This is a genomic window from Rhizobium sp. WYCCWR 11128, assembly GCF_013416305.1.
Lineage (GTDB): Bacteria > Pseudomonadota > Alphaproteobacteria > Rhizobiales > Rhizobiaceae > Rhizobium > Rhizobium indicum.
The window spans coordinates 1-17,036 of record NZ_JACCEZ010000020.1; the positions used below are offsets into that span (position 1 = coordinate 1).

Annotated in this window: 15 protein-coding genes, 1 pseudogene and 1 riboswitch; of the genes and pseudogenes, 8 read left to right on the forward strand and 8 right to left on the reverse strand. The window is 60.8% G+C overall.

Annotated features, from left to right (window positions below; genetic code table 11):
- A pseudogene (locus tag HX898_RS32395) lies at positions 1 to 187 on the reverse strand (sugar ABC transporter substrate-binding protein); the annotation flags it as partial.
- Positions 188 to 494: 307 nt separating this feature from the next.
- On the opposite strand from HX898_RS32395, the gene HX898_RS32400 reads away from it, so the two are divergent.
- The 4 genes from HX898_RS32400 to queE all read left to right on the forward strand — a co-directional run bounded on the left by HX898_RS32400 (position 495) and on the right by queE (position 3,511).
- Positions 495 to 1,547, forward strand: a complete 1,053-nt coding sequence (locus HX898_RS32400) for a LacI family DNA-binding transcriptional regulator (RefSeq protein ID WP_180196767.1) — start codon at positions 495 to 497, stop codon at positions 1,545 to 1,547.
- Positions 1,548 to 1,719: 172 nt separating this feature from the next.
- The gene (gene queC, locus HX898_RS32405; protein ID WP_180196768.1) at positions 1,720 to 2,430 is read left to right on the forward strand and encodes a 7-cyano-7-deazaguanine synthase QueC; all 711 of its coding nucleotides are present in this window, start codon (positions 1,720 to 1,722) and stop codon (positions 2,428 to 2,430) included.
- Entirely contained in the window at positions 2,430 to 2,786 is a 357-nt protein-coding gene (gene queD / locus HX898_RS32410) for a 6-carboxytetrahydropterin synthase QueD (RefSeq protein ID WP_138334979.1), read from the forward strand. The genes queC and queD overlap by 1 nt, the downstream gene beginning before the upstream one ends.
- Positions 2,783 to 3,511 (forward strand): 7-carboxy-7-deazaguanine synthase QueE, encoded by a 729-nt coding sequence (gene queE / locus HX898_RS32415; protein ID WP_180196769.1) that lies wholly within the window; start codon positions 2,783 to 2,785, stop codon positions 3,509 to 3,511. Before queD ends, queE begins: the two co-directional genes overlap by 4 nt.
- Before the next feature lies 1 nt (position 3,512).
- Here the strand turns inward: queE and HX898_RS32420 are convergent, their stop codons facing one another.
- The 6 genes from HX898_RS32420 to HX898_RS32445 form a co-directional block, all read right to left on the reverse strand.
- Positions 3,513 to 4,739 carry an adenylate/guanylate cyclase domain-containing protein gene (locus tag HX898_RS32420; RefSeq protein WP_180196770.1) on the reverse strand — a complete coding sequence of 409 codons (1,227 nt, stop codon included), beginning with the start codon at positions 4,737 to 4,739 and terminating at the stop codon, positions 3,513 to 3,515.
- A 104-nt stretch (positions 4,740 to 4,843) separates the two neighbouring features.
- Positions 4,844 to 5,818 (reverse strand): class 1b ribonucleoside-diphosphate reductase subunit beta, encoded by a 975-nt coding sequence (gene nrdF, locus HX898_RS32425; RefSeq protein ID WP_180196771.1) that lies wholly within the window; start codon positions 5,816 to 5,818, stop codon positions 4,844 to 4,846.
- An 88-nt stretch (positions 5,819 to 5,906) separates the two neighbouring features.
- Positions 5,907 to 8,111 carry a class 1b ribonucleoside-diphosphate reductase subunit alpha gene (nrdE, locus tag HX898_RS32430; protein ID WP_180196772.1) on the reverse strand — a complete coding sequence of 735 codons (2,205 nt, stop codon included), beginning with the start codon at positions 8,109 to 8,111 and terminating at the stop codon, positions 5,907 to 5,909.
- Positions 8,090 to 8,494 carry a class Ib ribonucleoside-diphosphate reductase assembly flavoprotein NrdI gene (gene nrdI / locus HX898_RS32435; protein ID WP_180196773.1) on the reverse strand — a complete coding sequence of 135 codons (405 nt, stop codon included), beginning with the start codon at positions 8,492 to 8,494 and terminating at the stop codon, positions 8,090 to 8,092. The genes nrdE and nrdI overlap by 22 nt, the downstream gene beginning before the upstream one ends.
- 9 nt (positions 8,495 to 8,503) lie before the next feature.
- Positions 8,504 to 8,725 carry a glutaredoxin-like protein NrdH gene (gene nrdH / locus HX898_RS32440; protein WP_018243700.1) on the reverse strand — a complete coding sequence of 74 codons (222 nt, stop codon included), beginning with the start codon at positions 8,723 to 8,725 and terminating at the stop codon, positions 8,504 to 8,506.
- 261 nt (positions 8,726 to 8,986) lie between these two features.
- Positions 8,987 to 9,211, reverse strand: a riboswitch (cobalamin riboswitch).
- Between the two features lie 242 nt (positions 9,212 to 9,453).
- Complete coding sequence (locus tag HX898_RS32445; RefSeq protein WP_180196774.1) at positions 9,454 to 11,724, reverse strand: heavy metal translocating P-type ATPase; 2,271 nt, start codon at positions 11,722 to 11,724, stop codon at positions 9,454 to 9,456.
- A 71-nt stretch (positions 11,725 to 11,795) separates the two neighbouring features.
- Between HX898_RS32445 and HX898_RS32450 the strand changes: the two genes are divergently transcribed.
- The gene (locus HX898_RS32450) at positions 11,796 to 12,218 is read left to right on the forward strand and encodes a helix-turn-helix domain-containing protein (protein WP_180196775.1); all 423 of its coding nucleotides are present in this window, start codon (positions 11,796 to 11,798) and stop codon (positions 12,216 to 12,218) included.
- 170 nt (positions 12,219 to 12,388) lie between these two features.
- A complete protein-coding gene (locus HX898_RS32455; RefSeq protein ID WP_180196776.1) occupies positions 12,389 to 13,597 on the forward strand; it encodes a TIGR03862 family flavoprotein in 1,209 nt (402 codons plus the stop codon).
- Between the two features lie 40 nt (positions 13,598 to 13,637).
- On the opposite strand, the gene msrB is transcribed toward HX898_RS32455, so the two are convergent.
- The gene (gene msrB, locus HX898_RS32460; RefSeq protein WP_138391148.1) at positions 13,638 to 14,123 is read right to left on the reverse strand and encodes a peptide-methionine (R)-S-oxide reductase MsrB; all 486 of its coding nucleotides are present in this window, start codon (positions 14,121 to 14,123) and stop codon (positions 13,638 to 13,640) included.
- Positions 14,124 to 14,331: 208 nt separating this feature from the next.
- Between msrB and HX898_RS32465 the strand changes: the two genes are divergently transcribed.
- Together HX898_RS32465 and adh are read left to right on the forward strand one after the other, a co-directional pair.
- Positions 14,332 to 15,291, forward strand: a complete 960-nt coding sequence (locus HX898_RS32465; RefSeq protein WP_180196777.1) for a helix-turn-helix domain-containing protein — start codon at positions 14,332 to 14,334, stop codon at positions 15,289 to 15,291.
- A gap of 166 nt (positions 15,292 to 15,457) precedes the next feature.
- Positions 15,458 to 16,966: an aldehyde dehydrogenase gene (gene adh, locus HX898_RS32470; protein ID WP_138391150.1), complete on the forward strand. Its 1,509-nt coding sequence runs from the start codon at positions 15,458 to 15,460 to the stop codon at positions 16,964 to 16,966.
- The last annotated feature ends 70 nt before the right edge of the window (positions 16,967 to 17,036 follow it).

Consider the following 17,036-nt stretch of genomic DNA (forward strand, 5'->3'; position numbering starts at 1 on the left):
CAGGAACGTCCTTCCAGGCAAAACCTTCCTTCGAAAGATCCTGCTTCAAGACGTTCAAAGCCGCAGCCTCGCCGCCAGACGTCCACCAGTGCAGCATCTGCACTTCCTTGACGTCAGCGGCGTGGGCAGCACTGAGGCCAGCCATCATCACGACAGCAATTGCTGCCGAGCTCAAAAACTTGTTCATGAATTTCCTCCCGTTTGCAAATCGGCGACGGGACCTCCCTGCCGCCCGATGCTTCCCGCCATTGCAGCGGTCAGCATACGGCCGCGCTCCTCCGCGCGGTTGCTAATTTAAAACGTTATAAATCTTTGGTCGTCAAGCCCTTTCTCGACTCCCGAGAAAAATATGGTTATTTCACTAAGCCACTGAATATAATTCATATTTAATCTATGGCTAACAAAACGCTAAAATTTAAAACGTTTCCATTCGTCGATTGCGCGCCCGATTCATCGTGTTATGGTATCGGCAATTCCAGCATGGAAAGCCAAGGGTGACCGAACCGTCCCGGCCGCAACGCGGCGAAAATCTCGATATCACGCATAAGCGCGGCAAGCCGACCTTGCGAACGATCGCCACGATCGCCGGCCTTGCGGTGACGACGGTGTCACGGGCGCTTTCCGATGCGCCGCAGATTTCACTCGAGACCCGCCAACGGGTGCATCGCATCGCCCGCGAAATCGGCTATCTCCCTGACCGGGCCGCGCAGCGCCTGAAGACAGGCCGCACCAACGTCATCGCCATCCTGCTCGATTCGCACGAGGAAGTGGTCGGTTTCAGCACCTCGATCATGTACGGCATCGCCAAGGCGCTGAAGGAGACCTCCTACCATCTTGTCGTCGCCCCGAACTTCCTGTCGACGACCGATATCGAGGCCGCCGAATACATCATCCGTAACCACCTCGCCGACGGGCTGATCTTCACGCGCACCGAACCGCTCGATGCCCGTGTCCGCCTGCTGCTCGAAACCGGCTTTCCCTTCATCTGTCATGGCCGCACTGAATTTTCGACGTCGCACCCCTATGTCGACTACGACAATTTCACCTTTGCCTATGAGGCGGCGCGCCGGCTGATCGCCAAGGGCCGCAAAAAGGTGACGGTGATCCTGCCGCCGAAACGGCTGACCTTCTGCCAGCATATCCTGCATGGCTTCATGACGGCGGTGCGCGAGGCAGGCATCGCCTATGAGATCCCCGAGGCGGTCGATCTCGATACACCGGCAGACGTGCTGCGCGACTTCATCCGCAGCCGCGCTGATGCCCCGGATGCTCCTGATGGTTTCATCTGCCCCGGCGAAGTTTCGGCGCTCGCCGTCATCAGCGGCATGAGCGATGCCGGCCGCATACTGGCCGTCGATTACGATATCGTCGCCAAAGAGACGTCCCGCCTTCTCAGCCAGTTGCAGCCCAAGGTCGACACGATCCACGAGGATCTGACGGCGGCCGGCGAGGATCTGGGACGCATGCTGCTGCAGCGCATCAACAATCCGGATGCAGAGGATCTGCAACTCCTGCTGCCGCCGCAGATCAACTTTCCGATCGGTTAGACGACCTCGCGTTGGCATCAAACCTCGAGCTACGAAAACCGGCGTGAAATCAACGTCATCTCATCCCTTATGACGCTGACGCTTCAAAACTGTTTCCATGACGCGTGATTTGTCCTAGAAGCACCGCGCAATCCGGTCGCAGCCCACCCGGTCAAAACAAGGGATCCAAAATATGAAAACCATCGTCGTCTGCTCCGGCGGACTGGACTCCGTTTCGCTTGCGCACAGGGTAGCAGCGGAACAACAGCTTATCGGTCTCGTATCCTTCGACTACGGCCAACGGCATCGCAAGGAACTCGACTTCGCCGCCAGGTGTGCCTCACGTCTCTCCGTTCCCCATCATATCATCGACATCGCCAGCATCGGCGGCCATCTCAGCGGATCGGCCCTGACCGACAATGTCGAGGTTCCGGACGGCCACTACGCCGAGGAGACAATGAAAGCCACCGTCGTGCCCAACCGCAACGCCGTCATGCTGGCAATCGCATTCGGTTTGGCGGCCGCGCATAAAGCAGATGCCGTTGCCGTCGCCGTGCATGGCGGCGACCACTTCATTTACCCGGACTGCCGGCCGGGCTTCATCGATGCTTTCCAGCGCATGCAGAACGAAGCGTTGGAAGGTTATGCCAGCGTGAAACTGCTTGCCCCCTACGTCGATGTTTCCAAAGCGTCGATCGTGGTTGACGGCACAAAACACGGCACGCCGTTTTCGGAGACATGGTCCTGCTACAAAGGCGGCGAGCTCCACTGTGGGCGCTGCGGAACCTGCGTGGAACGCCGCGAAGCGTTCCATCTTGCCGGTGTTCCCGATCCCACGCAATATGAAGACCAGGATTTCTGGAAAGCGGCCGTGTCGCGATATTCGGCCACGGAGGTGCGTTGATGTACCGCATCACCAAGGAGTTTCATCTCTCCGCCTCCCATCAATTGGATCACCTGCCTACAGACCATCAATGTGCTCGGCTTCACGGGCACAACTACGTCGTCATCGTCGAGCTGGCTGCGGAAAGCCTGAATGATGATGGCTTCGTACGTGACTATCACGACCTCTCACCGCTCAAGCGCTATATCGACGAAACTTTCGATCATCGTCACCTGAACGACGTCTTCGGCCATTCGAAAGTCACGTCGGAATTTCTGGCAAGGCACTTTTACGACTGGTGCAAGCAGCGCTTCCCGGAGACATCGTCCGTTCGCGTCAGCGAGACGCCGAAAACCTGGGCGGAGTACAGGCCGTGAGCGTGGGGACCATTCGCGTCAGCGAGATCTTTGGCCCGACCATACAGGGTGAAGGCGTCTTGATTGGGCTGCCGACGGTGTTCGTCAGGACAGGCGGCTGTGACTATCGGTGTTCCTGGTGCGACAGCCTTCACGCCGTCGACAGCGCGTTCCGGGATCAATGGATTCCTATGTCCACTGAGGCGGTCTGGCATAAGGTCACCGAACTCTCCGGGGGCAAACCACTGACGGTTTCCCTTTCCGGAGGCAATCCGGCGATACAGCCCTTGAGGCCGCTGGTCGAGCTCGGCCATTCCCAGGGATACCGCTTTGCACTGGAAACGCAGGGAAGCGTAGCCCAGGCCTGGTTTCGCGATCTCGACATCCTTGTCATCAGCCCTAAACCGCCATCCAGCGGAATGCTGACGGATTGGGACCAGGTGGACTACTGTCTTCAACTGGCAGCCGGCGGTCCGGAGATCGCCTTGAAGATCGTCATCTTCGACGATGCCGACTACGAATTCGCCCAACGGGCGGGTGAGCGCTATCCCCAAATTCCACTGTTCCTCCAACCAGGCAACCACACCCCGCCGCTGCCCGATGAGGACGACGCAGGCATTGATATCGACGGCGTGATGGATCGCATGCACTGGCTTGTCGACAAGGTGACGGCCGACCAATGGTTTTCAGCCCGCGTACTGCCCCAACTGCACGTGCTGCTTTGGGGAAACAAGCGAGGGGTCTGAGCTACCTGGCCTCTGGAAAGGCGAAAACATCGACCGGCTCGCCGAGCCCGCGCAGCGGGAAGGTGCCGAGACTGTCCATCTCCTCCGCACAGCCCGCCATTTCGACGAAGGCCCGCGACAGGAGTACCGGCCGCTTGACCTCCTTGGTCAGGGTTTCCAGCCGCGAGGCGACATTGACCGCCGGGCCGATGACGGTGAAATCGAGCCGCCGGCGCGAGCCGATATTGCCGTACATGACGTCGCCGACATGCACGCCGACGCCGTAGCGCAGCGGTTCGCGTCCGTTGCCCGCATACTGCTGGTTCAATTGCGCCATCAACCCCTGCCCTTCGCGGATCGACTGCAGCAGATCGTGACAGGCCGTTTCCTTGCTCAGCGGGAAGATCGCCAGCAATCCGTCGCCCATGAACTTCAGGATCTCTCCGCCATAGCGTTCGATCGGGTCGGACATGGCGTCGAAATAATCATTGAGCAGATGGATGACATCGTCGCGCGGCCAGAGATCGGAGATCGCCGTAAAGTCGCGCAGGTCGCAGATCATGATTGCCGCACCGACGGTCGCACCGCTGCCGCGCGTCGTGACGCCCGCCAGGATCTGTTCGCTCGCATGCGGTCCGACATAGGTCTGCAGCAGCGTGCGCGCCATGATGTTCTTCAGCCGAATTTCGCTGACGAGGGTCAGGGCCGGCAGCAGGTCACGCAGGAAATCGACATGCTCGCTCGTAAAACCGCCGGGCCGGCTGGTGGAAAATGTCGCGACATGCCGTTTGCCGAAAGTATGCTCGAGCGGCCAGGCGATATACTCCGTGAGGCCGTCATCGCGCAGTTCCTGATAGAATGAATCCTCGTCGCCGTCGGCTGTACCTTCCAGATGTCTACGCACCTCCTCCGAACCCTGATGGATCGCGTTGACGGGACTCTTCAGGAACTCCGGCGTGTTTTCGACACCATAGGCGAAAGTGTTGATCTTCGCCTCTGCCAAGCCTTCCTTCCAGAGGATGCGGGCGCCGATCCATTGCGGATGGTTCGTCCTGAAATGCAATGTCGCCCGCGCTACCGGCACCCCTGCCGCCAGCAGCTTCTCGCACATTTCCACCAGGATATTGTCGATAAACCGCTCGCCGCGCGTATCGTTCACCAGCCAGTCGAGAATCCGTCTTCTGCGGATCGGCCAGACGCCCTCGTCCGCCTCGACGGCAGTCCCGGCCTTGTTCAAAAAAGACGACATCAAAAACTCCCGCTACGCCACATCATCGGCGAGGACCGAATTTAGTTTCCGCTGAATGTGGGCGATGAGAGAGCAAATGATAAGAGGGAGACTGCAATCATGCCTCAGAAATCCCAGTCCTCATCCTCGGTCGCGACAGCCTTGCCGATGACATAGGAGGAACCGGAGCCGGAGAAGAAGTCGTGGTTCTCGTCGGCATTCGGCGAAAGTGCCGACAGGATCGCCGGATTGACCTTGCAGGCCTCACCCGGGAACAACGCCTCATAGCCGAGGTTCATCAGCGCCTTGTTGGCATTGTAATGCAGGAATTTCTTGACGTCCTCGGTCAACCCGACACCGTCATAGAGCGCTTCGGTATATTTCGCCTCGTTGTCATAGAGTTCGAGCAGCAGCTCGAAGGCAAAATCCTTGATCTCCTGCCTTCTCTCCTCGCCGAGCCGCTCCAGTCCGCGCTGGAACTTGTAGCCGATATAATAGCCGTGCACCGCCTCGTCGCGGATGATCAGCCGGATCATGTCGGCAGTGTTGGTCAGCTTGGCGCGGCTCGACCAGTACATCGGCAGGTAGAAGCCGGAATAGAACAGGAAGCTTTCGAGAAAGACGCTTGCAACCTTCTTCTTCAACGGATCGCCGGAGCGATACTGCTCCATGATCAGCGCCGATTTCCGCTGCAGGAATTCGTTCTCCTCCGACCAGCGATAGGCATCATCGACATCTGGCGTCGAGCACAGCGTCGAGAAGATCGAGGAATAGGAGCGCGCATGCACCGCCTCCATGAAGGAGATGTTGGAAAGCACCGCCTCCTCATGCGGCGTCGCCGCATCTTCCATCAGCCGGATGGAACCCACGCCATTCTGGATCGTGTCGAGCAGCGTCAATCCGGTAAAGACGCGGATGGTGAGCTGCTGCTCGACCGGCGTCAGCGTCGCCCAGGAAGGAATGTCGTTCGAAAGCGGCACTTTCTCCGGCAGCCAGAAATTGCCGGTGAGCCGGTTCCAGACTTCGAGATCCTTGTCGTCCTCGATGCGGTTCCAGTTGATGGCGCGCACGCGGGACGCGGGTTTGATTTGCATGTTCATCGGGTGGTCCTTTTCCGGCGTCAACGTCTGCATGGCGAAGGGAACTGCGGAACCCCTCCCGCTTCTTGCAGCGTCAGCGGCAATCAAATCATAAGGTGCAGGATACGCAGCCCTGCACCTCAGTGCCGGACAGCGCCATCTGGCGAAGGCGGATGTAGTAGATCGTCTTGATGCCCTTCTTCCAGGCATGGATCTGCGCCTTGTTGATGTCGCGCGTCGTTGCCGTGTCGCGGAAGAACAAGGTCAGCGACAGGCCTTGGTCGACATGCTGGGTCGCCGCCGCATAGGTGTCGATGATCTTCTCCGGCCCGATCTCGTAGGCATCCTGATAATAATCGAGATTGTCGTTGGTCATGAACGGCGCCGGATAATAGACGCGGCCGATCTTGCCTTCCTTGCGGATCTCGATCTTCGAGACGATCGGATGGATCGAGGAAGTCGAGTGGTTGATATAGGAGATCGATCCCGTCGGCGGCACCGCCTGCAGGTTCTGGTTATAGAGGCCGGAGGCCATCACCGCCCTCTTCAACGCCGCCCAGTCTTCCTGTGTCGGAATGTGGATGCCTGACGTCTCGAACAGAGCCTTCACCGTCTCCGTCGCCGGCTCCCAGAGCTGCTCGGTATATTTGTCGAAATATTCGCCGGAGGCATATTTCGAATTCTCGAAGCCCTTGAAGCTCGTGCCGCGTTCGACCGCCAATAGGTTCGAGGCGCGGATTGCGTGATAGGTCACCGTATAAAAATAGATATTGGTGAAATCGACGCCTTCCTCGGAGCCGTAGAAGATGCGTTCGCGGGCGAGGTAACCGTGCAGGTTCATCTGGCCGAGGCCGATTGCATGGCTCTCGTCATTGCCCTTCTCGATCGAGGGAACCGAGGAAATGTGACTCATGTCGGAAACGGCCGTCAGCGCCCGGATCGAGGTCTCGATCGTCCTGCCGAAATCGGCCGAATCCATTGCCGCCGCGATATTCAGCGAGCCGAGATTGCAGGAAATATCCTTGCCGAGATGTTTGTAGGAAAGGTCGTCATTATATTCGCTCGCCTCGCTCACCTGCAGGATTTCCGAGCATAGATTGCTCATCGAAATACGCCCGGCGATCGGGTTCGCCCGGTTCACCGTGTCCTCGAACATGATGTAGGGGTAGCCGCTCTCGAACTGGATTTCGGCAAGCACCTGGAAGAATTCGCGCGCCTTGATCTTCTTCTTGGAGATGCGGGCATCATCCGCCATCTCGCGGTACTTTTCGGTCACCGAAATCTCGGTGAAGGGCACGCCATAGACGCGCTCCACGTCATAGGGCGAGAACAGATACATATCCTCGTTGTTCTTGGCGAGCTCGAAGGTGATATCGGGAACGACGACGCCGAGCGACAGCGTCTTGATGCGGATCTTCTCGTCGGCATTTTCGCGCTTGGTGTCGAGGAAGCGCATGACATCGGGGTGATGGGCGTTGAGATAGACGGCCCCTGCTCCCTGCCGCGCGCCGAGCTGGTTGGCATAGGAGAAACTGTCTTCGAGCAACTTCATGACAGGGATGATGCCCGAGGACTGGTTCTCGATATGCTTGATCGGCGCGCCCGCCTCGCGGATATTCGTCAGCGACAGCGCCACGCCGCCGCCGCGCTTCGACAATTGCAGCGCCGAATTGATCGACCGGCCGATCGATTCCATATTGTCCTCGACGCGGAGCAGGAAGCAGGAAACCAGTTCGCCGCGCTGCTTCTTGCCGGCATTGAGGAAGGTCGGCGTCGCCGGCTGGAAGCGGCCGGAAATGATCTCCTCGACCATGTCGCGGGCAAGGGCCTCGTCGCCGCGTGCCAAGGCCAGAGCCACCATGCAGATGCGGTCTTCGTAGCGCTCGAGATAGCGCTTTCCGTCGAAAGTCTTCAGCGTATAGCTGGTGTAGTATTTGAAGGCGCCGAGGAAGGTCGGGAAACGGAATTTCTTGGCATAGGCCTGGTCGAACAGATCCCGCACGAAATTGAAGGAATACTGGTCGAGAACCTCCTGCTCGTAATAGCCCTCGGTCACGAGGTAATCGAGCTTTTCCCTCAGATTGTGGAAGAACACCGTGTTCTGGTTCACATGCTGCAGGAAATATTGCTTGGCAGCCATTCGATCCTTGTCGAGCTGGATCCGCCCCTCATCGTCATAGAGGTTCAGCATCGCGTTCAGCGCATGATAGTCGAGCGTTTCCGCCGCTTTCAAAGGGCGTTCGCCGGCGGGATGAGCAAAAGTGTTATGCGGTTTTGCGCCCGCATCCCGCGTCAGAGGTGTTCCCGTGTCCAAAACCGTTCCATTCCGTGTTTGACGTTGGCGACGTCGTCTTCCGTGCCCAGCAGCTCGAACCTGTAGAGGTACGGCACCCGGCATTTCTGCGAGACCACGTCGCCGGCGAGCCCGTATGTCTCGCCGAAATTGCTGTTGCCCGCGGCGATCACGCCGCGGAGGTGTCCTCGGTTTTCCGCATCGTTGAGGAAACGGATCACCTGCTTGGGAACGGCGCCCTTGCCGCCGTCGCCGCTATAGGTCGGCACGATCAGCACGAAGGGTTCGCGGATATGGAACGCGTCTGCGCCGCCTGGCGGAATGCGCGCCGCGCGCAGTCCGAGCTTGGCGACGAACCGATGGGTATTCTCGGATCGGCTGGAATAATAGACGATCAGACCCATCGCCTTTCCTCAGGAAAGTGCGCTGATCATGTCGGGACGGAAGCCGGCCCAATGCTGCTCGCCGGCGATGACGACAGGCGCCTGCATGTAGCCGAGGCTGCGGACGCGATCGAGCGCTTCGGCATCCTGCGAGATATCGACGATGTCATAATCAACACCCAACCGGTCGAGGGCGCGGTAGGTGGCAGTGCACTGAACGCAGGCAGGCTTGCTGTAGACGGTAATGGTCATGATATTCCTCGTGACGACGCGATTGGGCGCAGGACATCGATCGGAAATCTGTCGATATCCGTCGAAAAATTCTCTGATGATTTGAGCTATGCGGCTGTTTAGCCGCTGGGCGTACTCCGCCCTCTACCTCGAGCGGGTGGCGGCCTGAACTGAGATACTGACATGACTTCACCCCGAAGTGGCTCATGCGGAGGTTCGGCCTGCGAAACGCGATGCGGATATCACCCGAGCCATGCAACGCGACCTTCCGGACACCCCGCCCGTGGACGTTTCGTTCGAGGCAGGTCTCCTGGCTCACGGGTCAAAGCTCCTGCCCAGCCTTCCCGGAGCATCATGCTCCAGTGACCTGAAATCGGACAGTTGCTCGCCGCTTACAGTTGCGGGGGCAGCTCCGGCATTGCCGCGCCATAATGGCGAAGCGCACCGAATTCCCGTCTTAGCCATCGATCCTTACGAATCGATGGAACCTCGAACACTAGATATAGTACGCCAATCCAAATTCGCGTCAACGGATGGTTTGTGCATTGCGTTACGACAGGTTTGAAATCGCTATGTTCCTGTGAAAAACATGGCTAACCAAAGCTTAAAGAAAGCAGGCTGTGGAGAAAGTCCCGAGGAGGAAAGCCTATTTATGGCCGGTCAAGCGATTTTCGATTCGAGATCGGGCCCGCATCGTTGACGGGAGATCCCGCCGGCGACGAGCGCCGGAGGGATGAAGTCAGGAATGTTTATATCTTTATCCGAAGCAGCCGCAGCGCGTTGATCGTCACCAGCACGGTGGCGCCGGTATCGGCGAGGATCGCCGGCCAGAGCCCGGTGATGCCGGCGATCGTCGTCACCAGGAACACCGCCTTCAGCCCGAGCGCGATGGTGATATTCTGCAGGATGTTGCGCATTGTGCGTTTGGAAAGTTCGATCATTCGCGCCACATCGCCGACGCGTCCGTGCAGCACGGCGGCATCCGCCGTCTCCAACGCCACATCGGTGCCGCCGCCCATGGCGATGCCGATATCGGCCGCGGCCAGCGCCGGAGCATCGTTGATGCCGTCACCGACCTTGGCGACGATGAAACCCTGGCGCTTCAATTCGACGACGACCCGCTGCTTGTCCTCCGGCATCATCTCGCCGCGCCAGTCGATGCCGAGCATGCCGGCAACGGCTGCTGCCGTCCGCTTGTTGTCGCCCGTCAACATCATCGCCTTGACGCCTGCTGATTTGAGGGCAGCGAGCCCGGCCTCGGCATCCTCACGCGGCTCGTCGCGCATGGCGATCAGGCCGGCCGCGATACCATTGACGAGCAGCACCGACACGCTTTTGCCCTCGTCGTTCAGCGCCGTGATGCGTGCATCCTGTTCCGCGCCGAGCGTCCCCCGCTCGCGGGCGGCAGGCGGCGACAGCAGATCCAGCGTCTCACCGCCGACTTTGCCGCTGACACCCTTGCCCGGCAGCGCTTCCAGCTCGAAGGCCGGCGGCACGGGAACGCCGTCCGCCTTGGCACGGTTGAGGATCGCCAGCGCCAGCGGATGGCTGGAACCCTGCTCCAGCACCGCCGCGCGTGACAGCACCTGCGCCTCGCTCAGGCCAAAGGAAATGATGTCGGTCACCTGAGGCTTGCCTTCTGTCAGCGTGCCGGTCTTGTCGAAGGCGACCATCGTCACCTTGCCGAGCGTTTCCAGCACCGCGCCACCCTTCATCAGCAGTCCGCGCCGCGCACCGGATGAAAGCGAGGCGGCGATCGCCGCCGGCGTCGAGATGACGAGCGCGCAGGGGCAGCCGATCAAAAGGATCGCAAGGCCCTTATAGACCCATTCGCCCCACGGCCCTGCCAACAGCAGCGGCGGAACGACCGCGACCAGCGCTGCGACCACGACGACGCCGGGCGTGTAATAGCGCGAGAACCGATCGATGAAGCGTTCGGTCGGCGCCTTCGATTCCTGAGCTTCCTCCACCAGCTTGACGACGCGGGCGATGGTATTGTCGGCGGCAGCCGCCGTGACGCGAACCCTGAGCACCGCATCGCCATTGACCGTGCCGGCAAAAACGACGGCATCGATGCCCTTGCGTACCGGCGTGCTCTCGCCCGTCACCGGCGCCTCATCGATCGCGCTCTCGCCTGAAATGATAATGCCGTCCGCCGAGATCCGATCGCCAGGACGAACCATGATGATGGCACCGACCGAAAGGCTTTCCGCCGCCACCTCCCGTGTCTGGCCATTGTCTTCGAGCAGCGCGTTCTTCGGCACCAGACCCGTCAGCGACTGGATGCTTTCCCGCGCCTTGCCCGCTGCCACCCCTTCCAGCAGCTCGCCGACGAGGAACAGAAACACGACAGTTGCCGCCTCTTCGCCGGCATTGATGATGACGGCGCCGACGGCGGCGATCGTCATCAGCATCTCGATCGAAAACGGTGTGCCTGAGAAGGCGGCCATGATGGCGCGCCGAGCGATCGGCACCAGCCCGATCAGCATGGCGACGATGAAGGCATAGGATGCAATCGCCGGCACGAGATGGCCGACGGCATAGGCGGCAACGAGTGCCGCCCCCGAAAGGATGGTCAGCCGGCCCTTCCTGCTTTGCCACCATGGACCGGCCATTGGCGCATGGTCGTGCCCGTGCAACCCCTCGATTTCCTGCTCGCCGTGATCGTGAGAATGGTCATGGTCATGGCTATGGCCTGCATGATCGTGCCCTTCATGGTCGTGGTCATGGCCCGCGTGATCGCCGTGATCATGTCCGTGGTCCTGACGATTCTGTGGGCTCGCATGCGCAGGCGCAGCACTTCCAGCAAGCGGCGCAACGGAATAGCCGAGCCCGGTCACCTTCTTCTCGATCGCCTTCAGATCGCTGCTGCCATCGTGCCGGACGGTCATCGTGCCCGCCATCACCGAAACGGAAACATCGGCGACACCCGCCACGCGTCTGACCGCCGTATCGATCTTGGTTGCGCAGGCGGCGCAATCCATGCCGCCAACCCGGTATCGTGTCTCGCTCTCAGCCATGATCCGCTTCCTTGTCAAATAGAAGCATCCCTCCTACATCCTCTAGCGACTAGAGGTGCAAGAGGAAAATCATGAAAAAGATCACGATCGGTGAAGCCGCCCGCCAAAGCGGCGTCAAGGTGCCGACGGTGCGTTATTATGAGAGCATCGGCCTGCTCGCAGCGCCGAGCCGCAGCGAGAGCAACCAGCGCTCGTTCGAACCCGCCGATATCAGCCGCCTCGCCTTCATCCGCCACGCCCGCGAACTCGGATTCGAGATCGGCGCGATCCGCACGCTGCTCACCCTGCAGGACGATCCGCACCAGTCCTGCGCCTCGGCCGACGCCATCGCCAAGGCCCGCCTCATCGAGGTCGAGCAGCGCATCCGCAGCCTGATGGCGCTGAAGGCCGAGCTGGAAACCATGGTGGAAGGCTGCGGCCACGGCCGCGTCGACCAATGCCGCGTCATCGAGGTGCTCGCCGACCACGGCCAGTGCACGCATCCGCACCACTAGAGCATTTCCGTTTTTCTTCGAATCACGAAAATGCTCTATCTCTTTGTTTTCCCGCAATTCCGGACGGAAAACCGCTTCACACTTTTCCTGGAATTGCTCTAATCCCTGCCCTTGCAGGCAATCCGAGCCCGCGCCAAAACTGCATGCAGACAGAATCGGGCGAGACATCAATGAACCAGAAGCAGATTGCAATCATCGGCGGCGGCCCGGCGGGTCTCGCGGCTGCCGAACTGCTTTCCCGTTCCGGTCATGCGGTGACCGTCTATGACGCCATGCCGACCTTTGCCCGCAAGTTCCTGCTGGCCGGCAAATCCGGTCTCAACATCACCCATTCCGAGGATTACGCCCGCTTCATCACGCGCTTCGGCGCGGCTTTCGCCCGCCTGCAAACCGCTCTTGATGCCTTTACCCCTGATGACATCAGGGATTGGGCAGCAGGGCTCGGCACCGACACCTTCGTCGGCTCGTCCGGCCGGGTTTTCCCGAAGGTGATGAAGGCCTCGCCTTTGCTGCGCGCCTGGCTCAGGCGGCTGGAGGCGCAGGGCGTCACGCTGCGCACCCGCCACCGCTGGGCCGGTTTTGCCGAAAACGGCTATGCTTTCGAAACGCCCGAAGGGCGCAGCATCGTCCATTGCAACGCAGCCTTGCTCGCGCTCGGCGGCGCAAGCTGGCCGCGCCTCGGCTCCGATGCTGCCTGGGTGCCTTGGCTGGTCGGCAGGGGTGTGGAAATTGCCACTTTTCAACCCGCCAATTGCGGCTTCGTGGTCGGCTGGCGCGGGAACTTCAGCGAGCGTTTCGCCGGCGAGCCGGTAAAATCAGTCACCGCCACGTCCGAGGCCGGCACTTTTCCCGGCGAATTCGTCATCACCGACAGCGGCATCGAAGGCAGCCTCGTCTATACCCATACGGCCGCGTTGCGCGACCGGCTGCTGAACCATGGCAGCGCCGTCCTGACGCTCGACCTCACACCCGGCCGCACCATCGAGAGGCTGAGCCGCGACCTTGCGCGGCAGGATGCCAAGTCGAGCTTTTCAAACCGCCTGCGCAAGGGCGCCGGCCTCGACGGCGTCAAAGCGGCGCTGCTGCGCGAACTCGCTCCCGAGCGCGACCGAATCGATCCGGAGCGTCTCGCCGGCATGATCAAGGCCCTGCCGGTGCCGGTGATCGAAACCCGGCCGATCGGCGAGGCGATCTCCTCGGCCGGCGGCATCCGCTGGAGCGGCATCGACGAAAACTTCATGTTGAAGGCGCTGCCGGGCACCTTCGTTGCCGGCGAAATGCTCGACTGGGAGGCGCCGACCGGCGGCTATCTCCTCACCGCCTGCCTGGCGACCGGCCGGGCGGCGGCCCGCGGCATAGAAGCCTGGTTGCAACACTAGACGCTGGCAGTCATCAGCACCGAGTGAGATCATCCCTCGATCAGGCCGAAGTCGGACGGAATGTCATGGCGAGCCCATTCATGCAGTAGCGAAGCCCGGTTGGCTTCGGGCCGTCATCGAAGACATGGCCGAGGTGACCGCCGCAACGGCTGCAGTGCACGGCGGTACGTGCCATGCTGAAGGTCGTGTCGCCGGTGGTGCCGACGGCATTTTCAAGCGGCGCCCAGAAGCTCGGCCAGCCGGTGCCGCTGTCGAATTTGGTGGTCGAGGAAAAAAGGTCCTGTTCGCAGCCGGCGCAGGCGAAATTGCCCTTTCGCTCCTCATGCAGCAAGGCACTGGTGAAGGGATGTTCCGTCCCCGCCTGGCGCAGGATGACATATTGATCCGGCGTCAGCAGCTTGCGCCATTCCTCCTCGGTGTGGGTCACCGCAAACGTCTCGCCGGCGATCGCCTTACCGGCCAGGCCTGAGCGAACCACAAGTGCGCCAAAAGCAGCACCCATCAGCAACAATCGTCTGTTCAGCATGGTCGGATCTCCTCGTCTGGCAAACCTTGCTTCTGCAAAGAACTACGAAAGCGAGGGTCTTTTGTTACGCCTTGGCCGCCCAAACACCGAAATGTGATTTCCGCCACTTTCGTCAGGAAGCGCCGCACGGTGACGACCGCCAGCGCCGGCAGATTGCAAACCAGCCATTTTTCCATCAGAATGTGCTGAAATTCGGTGGGAGGAGCCGATGCACGAACACTCAGCGCACGCCGAGCACGTCTACACGTCTGCCCAGCGCGATTCTGCGGCGGCGAGTTCTCCTGTTGTCGCCTCATGGCGGCGGTGCATGACCATGCACCAGCTCGCCCCCGAGGACCAGCGGGCTCCACTGCGCCTCACCGACCATGAATTCCGCCGTGCGCGCGAGCAGTCCGAACAGCTGATTGCCAGCGCGACGGAAGAGCTCGATCGTCTCTTTACCACCGTTGGCAAGGCCGGTTGCTGCCTGCTTCTAACCGACAAGAACGGCATTGCGCTGGAGCGTCGGGGCGCTGCCGGAGACGACAAAGAATTCCACGAACTCGGCCTCTGGACCGGCTCGGTCTGGACCGAGGCCAGCATCGGCACCAACGGCATCGGCACCGCACTTGCCGACGAGCGTGCCGTCGCCATCTTCCGCGATCAGCATTTTTTCAGCTCGAATACCAGCCTCAGCTGCACGACGGCGCCGATCCGCGATCATCGTGGGCGGGTGGCAGCAGCCCTCGACATCTCCACATGCCGCGAAGACGTCAACGAGATGACGCTAGCGATCGTGACGCAGACCGTGCGCGATGCGGCGATGCGCATCGAGCTCAACCTTTTCCGCTCGGCCTTTGCCGGCGCTCGTTTCCTGATGGTCCCGGCCGGCGCCAATTCCGCCGCCGCCCTGCTGGCCGTCGACAGGCACGATCTGGTGCTCGGCGCCACGCGCGCCGCCCGCGTCGCGTTGCTGCTGGACGACAAGCGCATCGCTGCCGGCATTCCGGCCGCCGATGCCCTGCATGAGGCTGGCGTCTCCCAGCAGGACGAGATCGTCGAGGCGGAGAAGGCGGCACTCTTGCGGGCGTTGTCGCGCGCCAGCGGCAATGTTTCGCAGGCGGCGATCGCGCTCGGCATCAGCCGCGCCACGCTGCACAGGAAGATGAAAAAGCTCGATCTCCACTGATCGGAGTAAAGGTCCCGCCCCTGGAGCAATCGTGACCCGATGCTGTCGCAGGTCTGCGACACTGTGCACTGCGGTATGGAAGACCCACCCTAGTCCCTGCGCCAAAACATGCTCATTTTCCTCCCACTGGTTCGTTTGGGAACCTGGATCATCAAGGGAGGATGACATGCTTCATCAGAAAATCGTCGAGTCGCCATTCAAGCTGAAATACGGCAACTATATCGGCGGCGAATGGCGCGAGCCGGTCGAGGGAAAATACTTCGAAAACCTCACGCCCGTCACCGGCGGCAAGCTCTGCGACATTCCCCGCTCCAATGAAAAGGACATCAACCTCGCACTCGACGCCGCTCATGCGGCAAAGGAAAAGTGGGGCCGCACCTCCGCTGCCGAGCGCTCCAATATCCTCATGAAGATCGCCCAGCGCATGGAAGACAAGCTTGAATTGCTCGCCCAGGCCGAGACCTGGGACAATGGCAAGCCGATCCGTGAAACCATGGCGGCCGACATTCCGCTGGCAATCGACCACTTCCGCTACTTCGCCTCCTGCATCCGCGCCCAGGAAGGTTCGATCGGCGAAATCGACCACGATACCGTCGCCTATCACTTTCATGAGCCGCTCGGCGTCGTCGGTCAGATCATCCCGTGGAACTTCCCGATCCTGATGGCCACCTGGAAGCTGGCGCCTGCGCTTGCCGCCGGCAACTGCGTCGTACTGAAGCCGGCCGAGCAGACCCCGGCCTCGATCCTGCTCTGGGCCGAGATCGTCGGCGATCTCCTGCCGCCCGGCGTACTTAACATCGTCAACGGTTTCGGCCTCGAAGCCGGCAAGCCGCTGGCGACCAGCCCGCGCGTCGCCAAGATCGCCTTCACCGGCGAAACGACGACCGGTCGGCTGATCATGCAATATGCCAGCCAGAACCTCATTCCGGTGACGCTGGAACTCGGCGGCAAATCGCCGAACATCTTCTTCGCCGATGTGATGGCCGAGGATGACGATTTCCTCGACAAGGCGCTCGAAGGCTTTGCGATGTTTGCCCTCAACCAGGGCGAAGTCTGCACCTGCCCGAGCCGCGCCCTCGTCCAGGAATCGATCTACGACCGCTTCATGGAAAAGGCCGTCAAGCGCGTCGAGGCGATCAAGCAGGGCAACCCGCTCGACACCGCGACGATGATCGGCGCCCAGGCTTCGACGGAGCAGCTGGAAAAGATCCTCGCCTATCTCGACATCGGCAAGCAGGAAGGCGCCGAGGTGCTGACCGGTGGCTCGCGCAACGATCTCGGCGGCGAGCTGGCGAACGGCTATTATGTCAAGCCGACGATCTTAAAGGGTCACAACAAGATGCGTGTGTTCCAGGAGGAGATCTTCGGACCGGTGGTTTCGGTCACGACCTTCAAGAACGAGAAGGAAGCTCTCGAAATCGCCAACGACACGCTCTACGGTCTTGGCGCCGGTGTCTGGAGCCGAGACGCCAATCGCTGCTACCGTTTCGGCCGCGAAATCCAGGCCGGCCGCGTCTGGACCAACTGCTACCACGCCTACCCGGCCCATGCCGCCTTCGGCGGCTACAAGCAGTCGGGCATCGGCCGTGAAACCCACAAGATGATGCTCGACCACTACCAGCAGACCAAGAACATGCTGGTGAGCTACAGCCCGAAAGCGCTTGGCTTCTTCTGAGAAGCTTCTAGCTTGGCGGGAGGGAGTGTCAAAACCCCTCCCCAACCCCTCCCCACAAGGGAGAGGGGCT

Excerpts from the sequence above, each read along its gene's own strand:
- HX898_RS32465 (WP_180196777.1), top strand. The coding sequence starts at position 14,332 with ATGCACGAACACTCAGCGCACGCCGAGCACGTCTACACGTCTGCCCAG.
- nrdH (WP_018243700.1), bottom strand. The coding sequence starts at position 8,725 with ATGACCATTACCGTCTACAGCAAGCCTGCCTGCGTTCAGTGCACTGCC.
- HX898_RS32450 (WP_180196775.1), top strand. The coding sequence starts at position 11,796 with ATGAAAAAGATCACGATCGGTGAAGCCGCCCGCCAAAGCGGCGTCAAG.
- nrdI (WP_180196773.1), bottom strand. The coding sequence starts at position 8,494 with ATGGGTCTGATCGTCTATTATTCCAGCCGATCCGAGAATACCCATCGG.
- adh (WP_138391150.1), top strand. The coding sequence starts at position 15,458 with ATGCTTCATCAGAAAATCGTCGAGTCGCCATTCAAGCTGAAATACGGC.
- HX898_RS32420 (WP_180196770.1), bottom strand. The coding sequence starts at position 4,739 with ATGTCGTCTTTTTTGAACAAGGCCGGGACTGCCGTCGAGGCGGACGAG.
- nrdF (WP_180196771.1), bottom strand. The coding sequence starts at position 5,818 with ATGAACATGCAAATCAAACCCGCGTCCCGCGTGCGCGCCATCAACTGG.
- HX898_RS32455 (WP_180196776.1), top strand. The coding sequence starts at position 12,389 with ATGAACCAGAAGCAGATTGCAATCATCGGCGGCGGCCCGGCGGGTCTC.
- queD (WP_138334979.1), top strand. The coding sequence starts at position 2,430 with ATGTACCGCATCACCAAGGAGTTTCATCTCTCCGCCTCCCATCAATTG.
- msrB (WP_138391148.1), bottom strand. The coding sequence starts at position 14,123 with ATGCTGAACAGACGATTGTTGCTGATGGGTGCTGCTTTTGGCGCACTT.
- HX898_RS32445 (WP_180196774.1), bottom strand. The coding sequence starts at position 11,724 with ATGGCTGAGAGCGAGACACGATACCGGGTTGGCGGCATGGATTGCGCC.
- queC (WP_180196768.1), top strand. The coding sequence starts at position 1,720 with ATGAAAACCATCGTCGTCTGCTCCGGCGGACTGGACTCCGTTTCGCTT.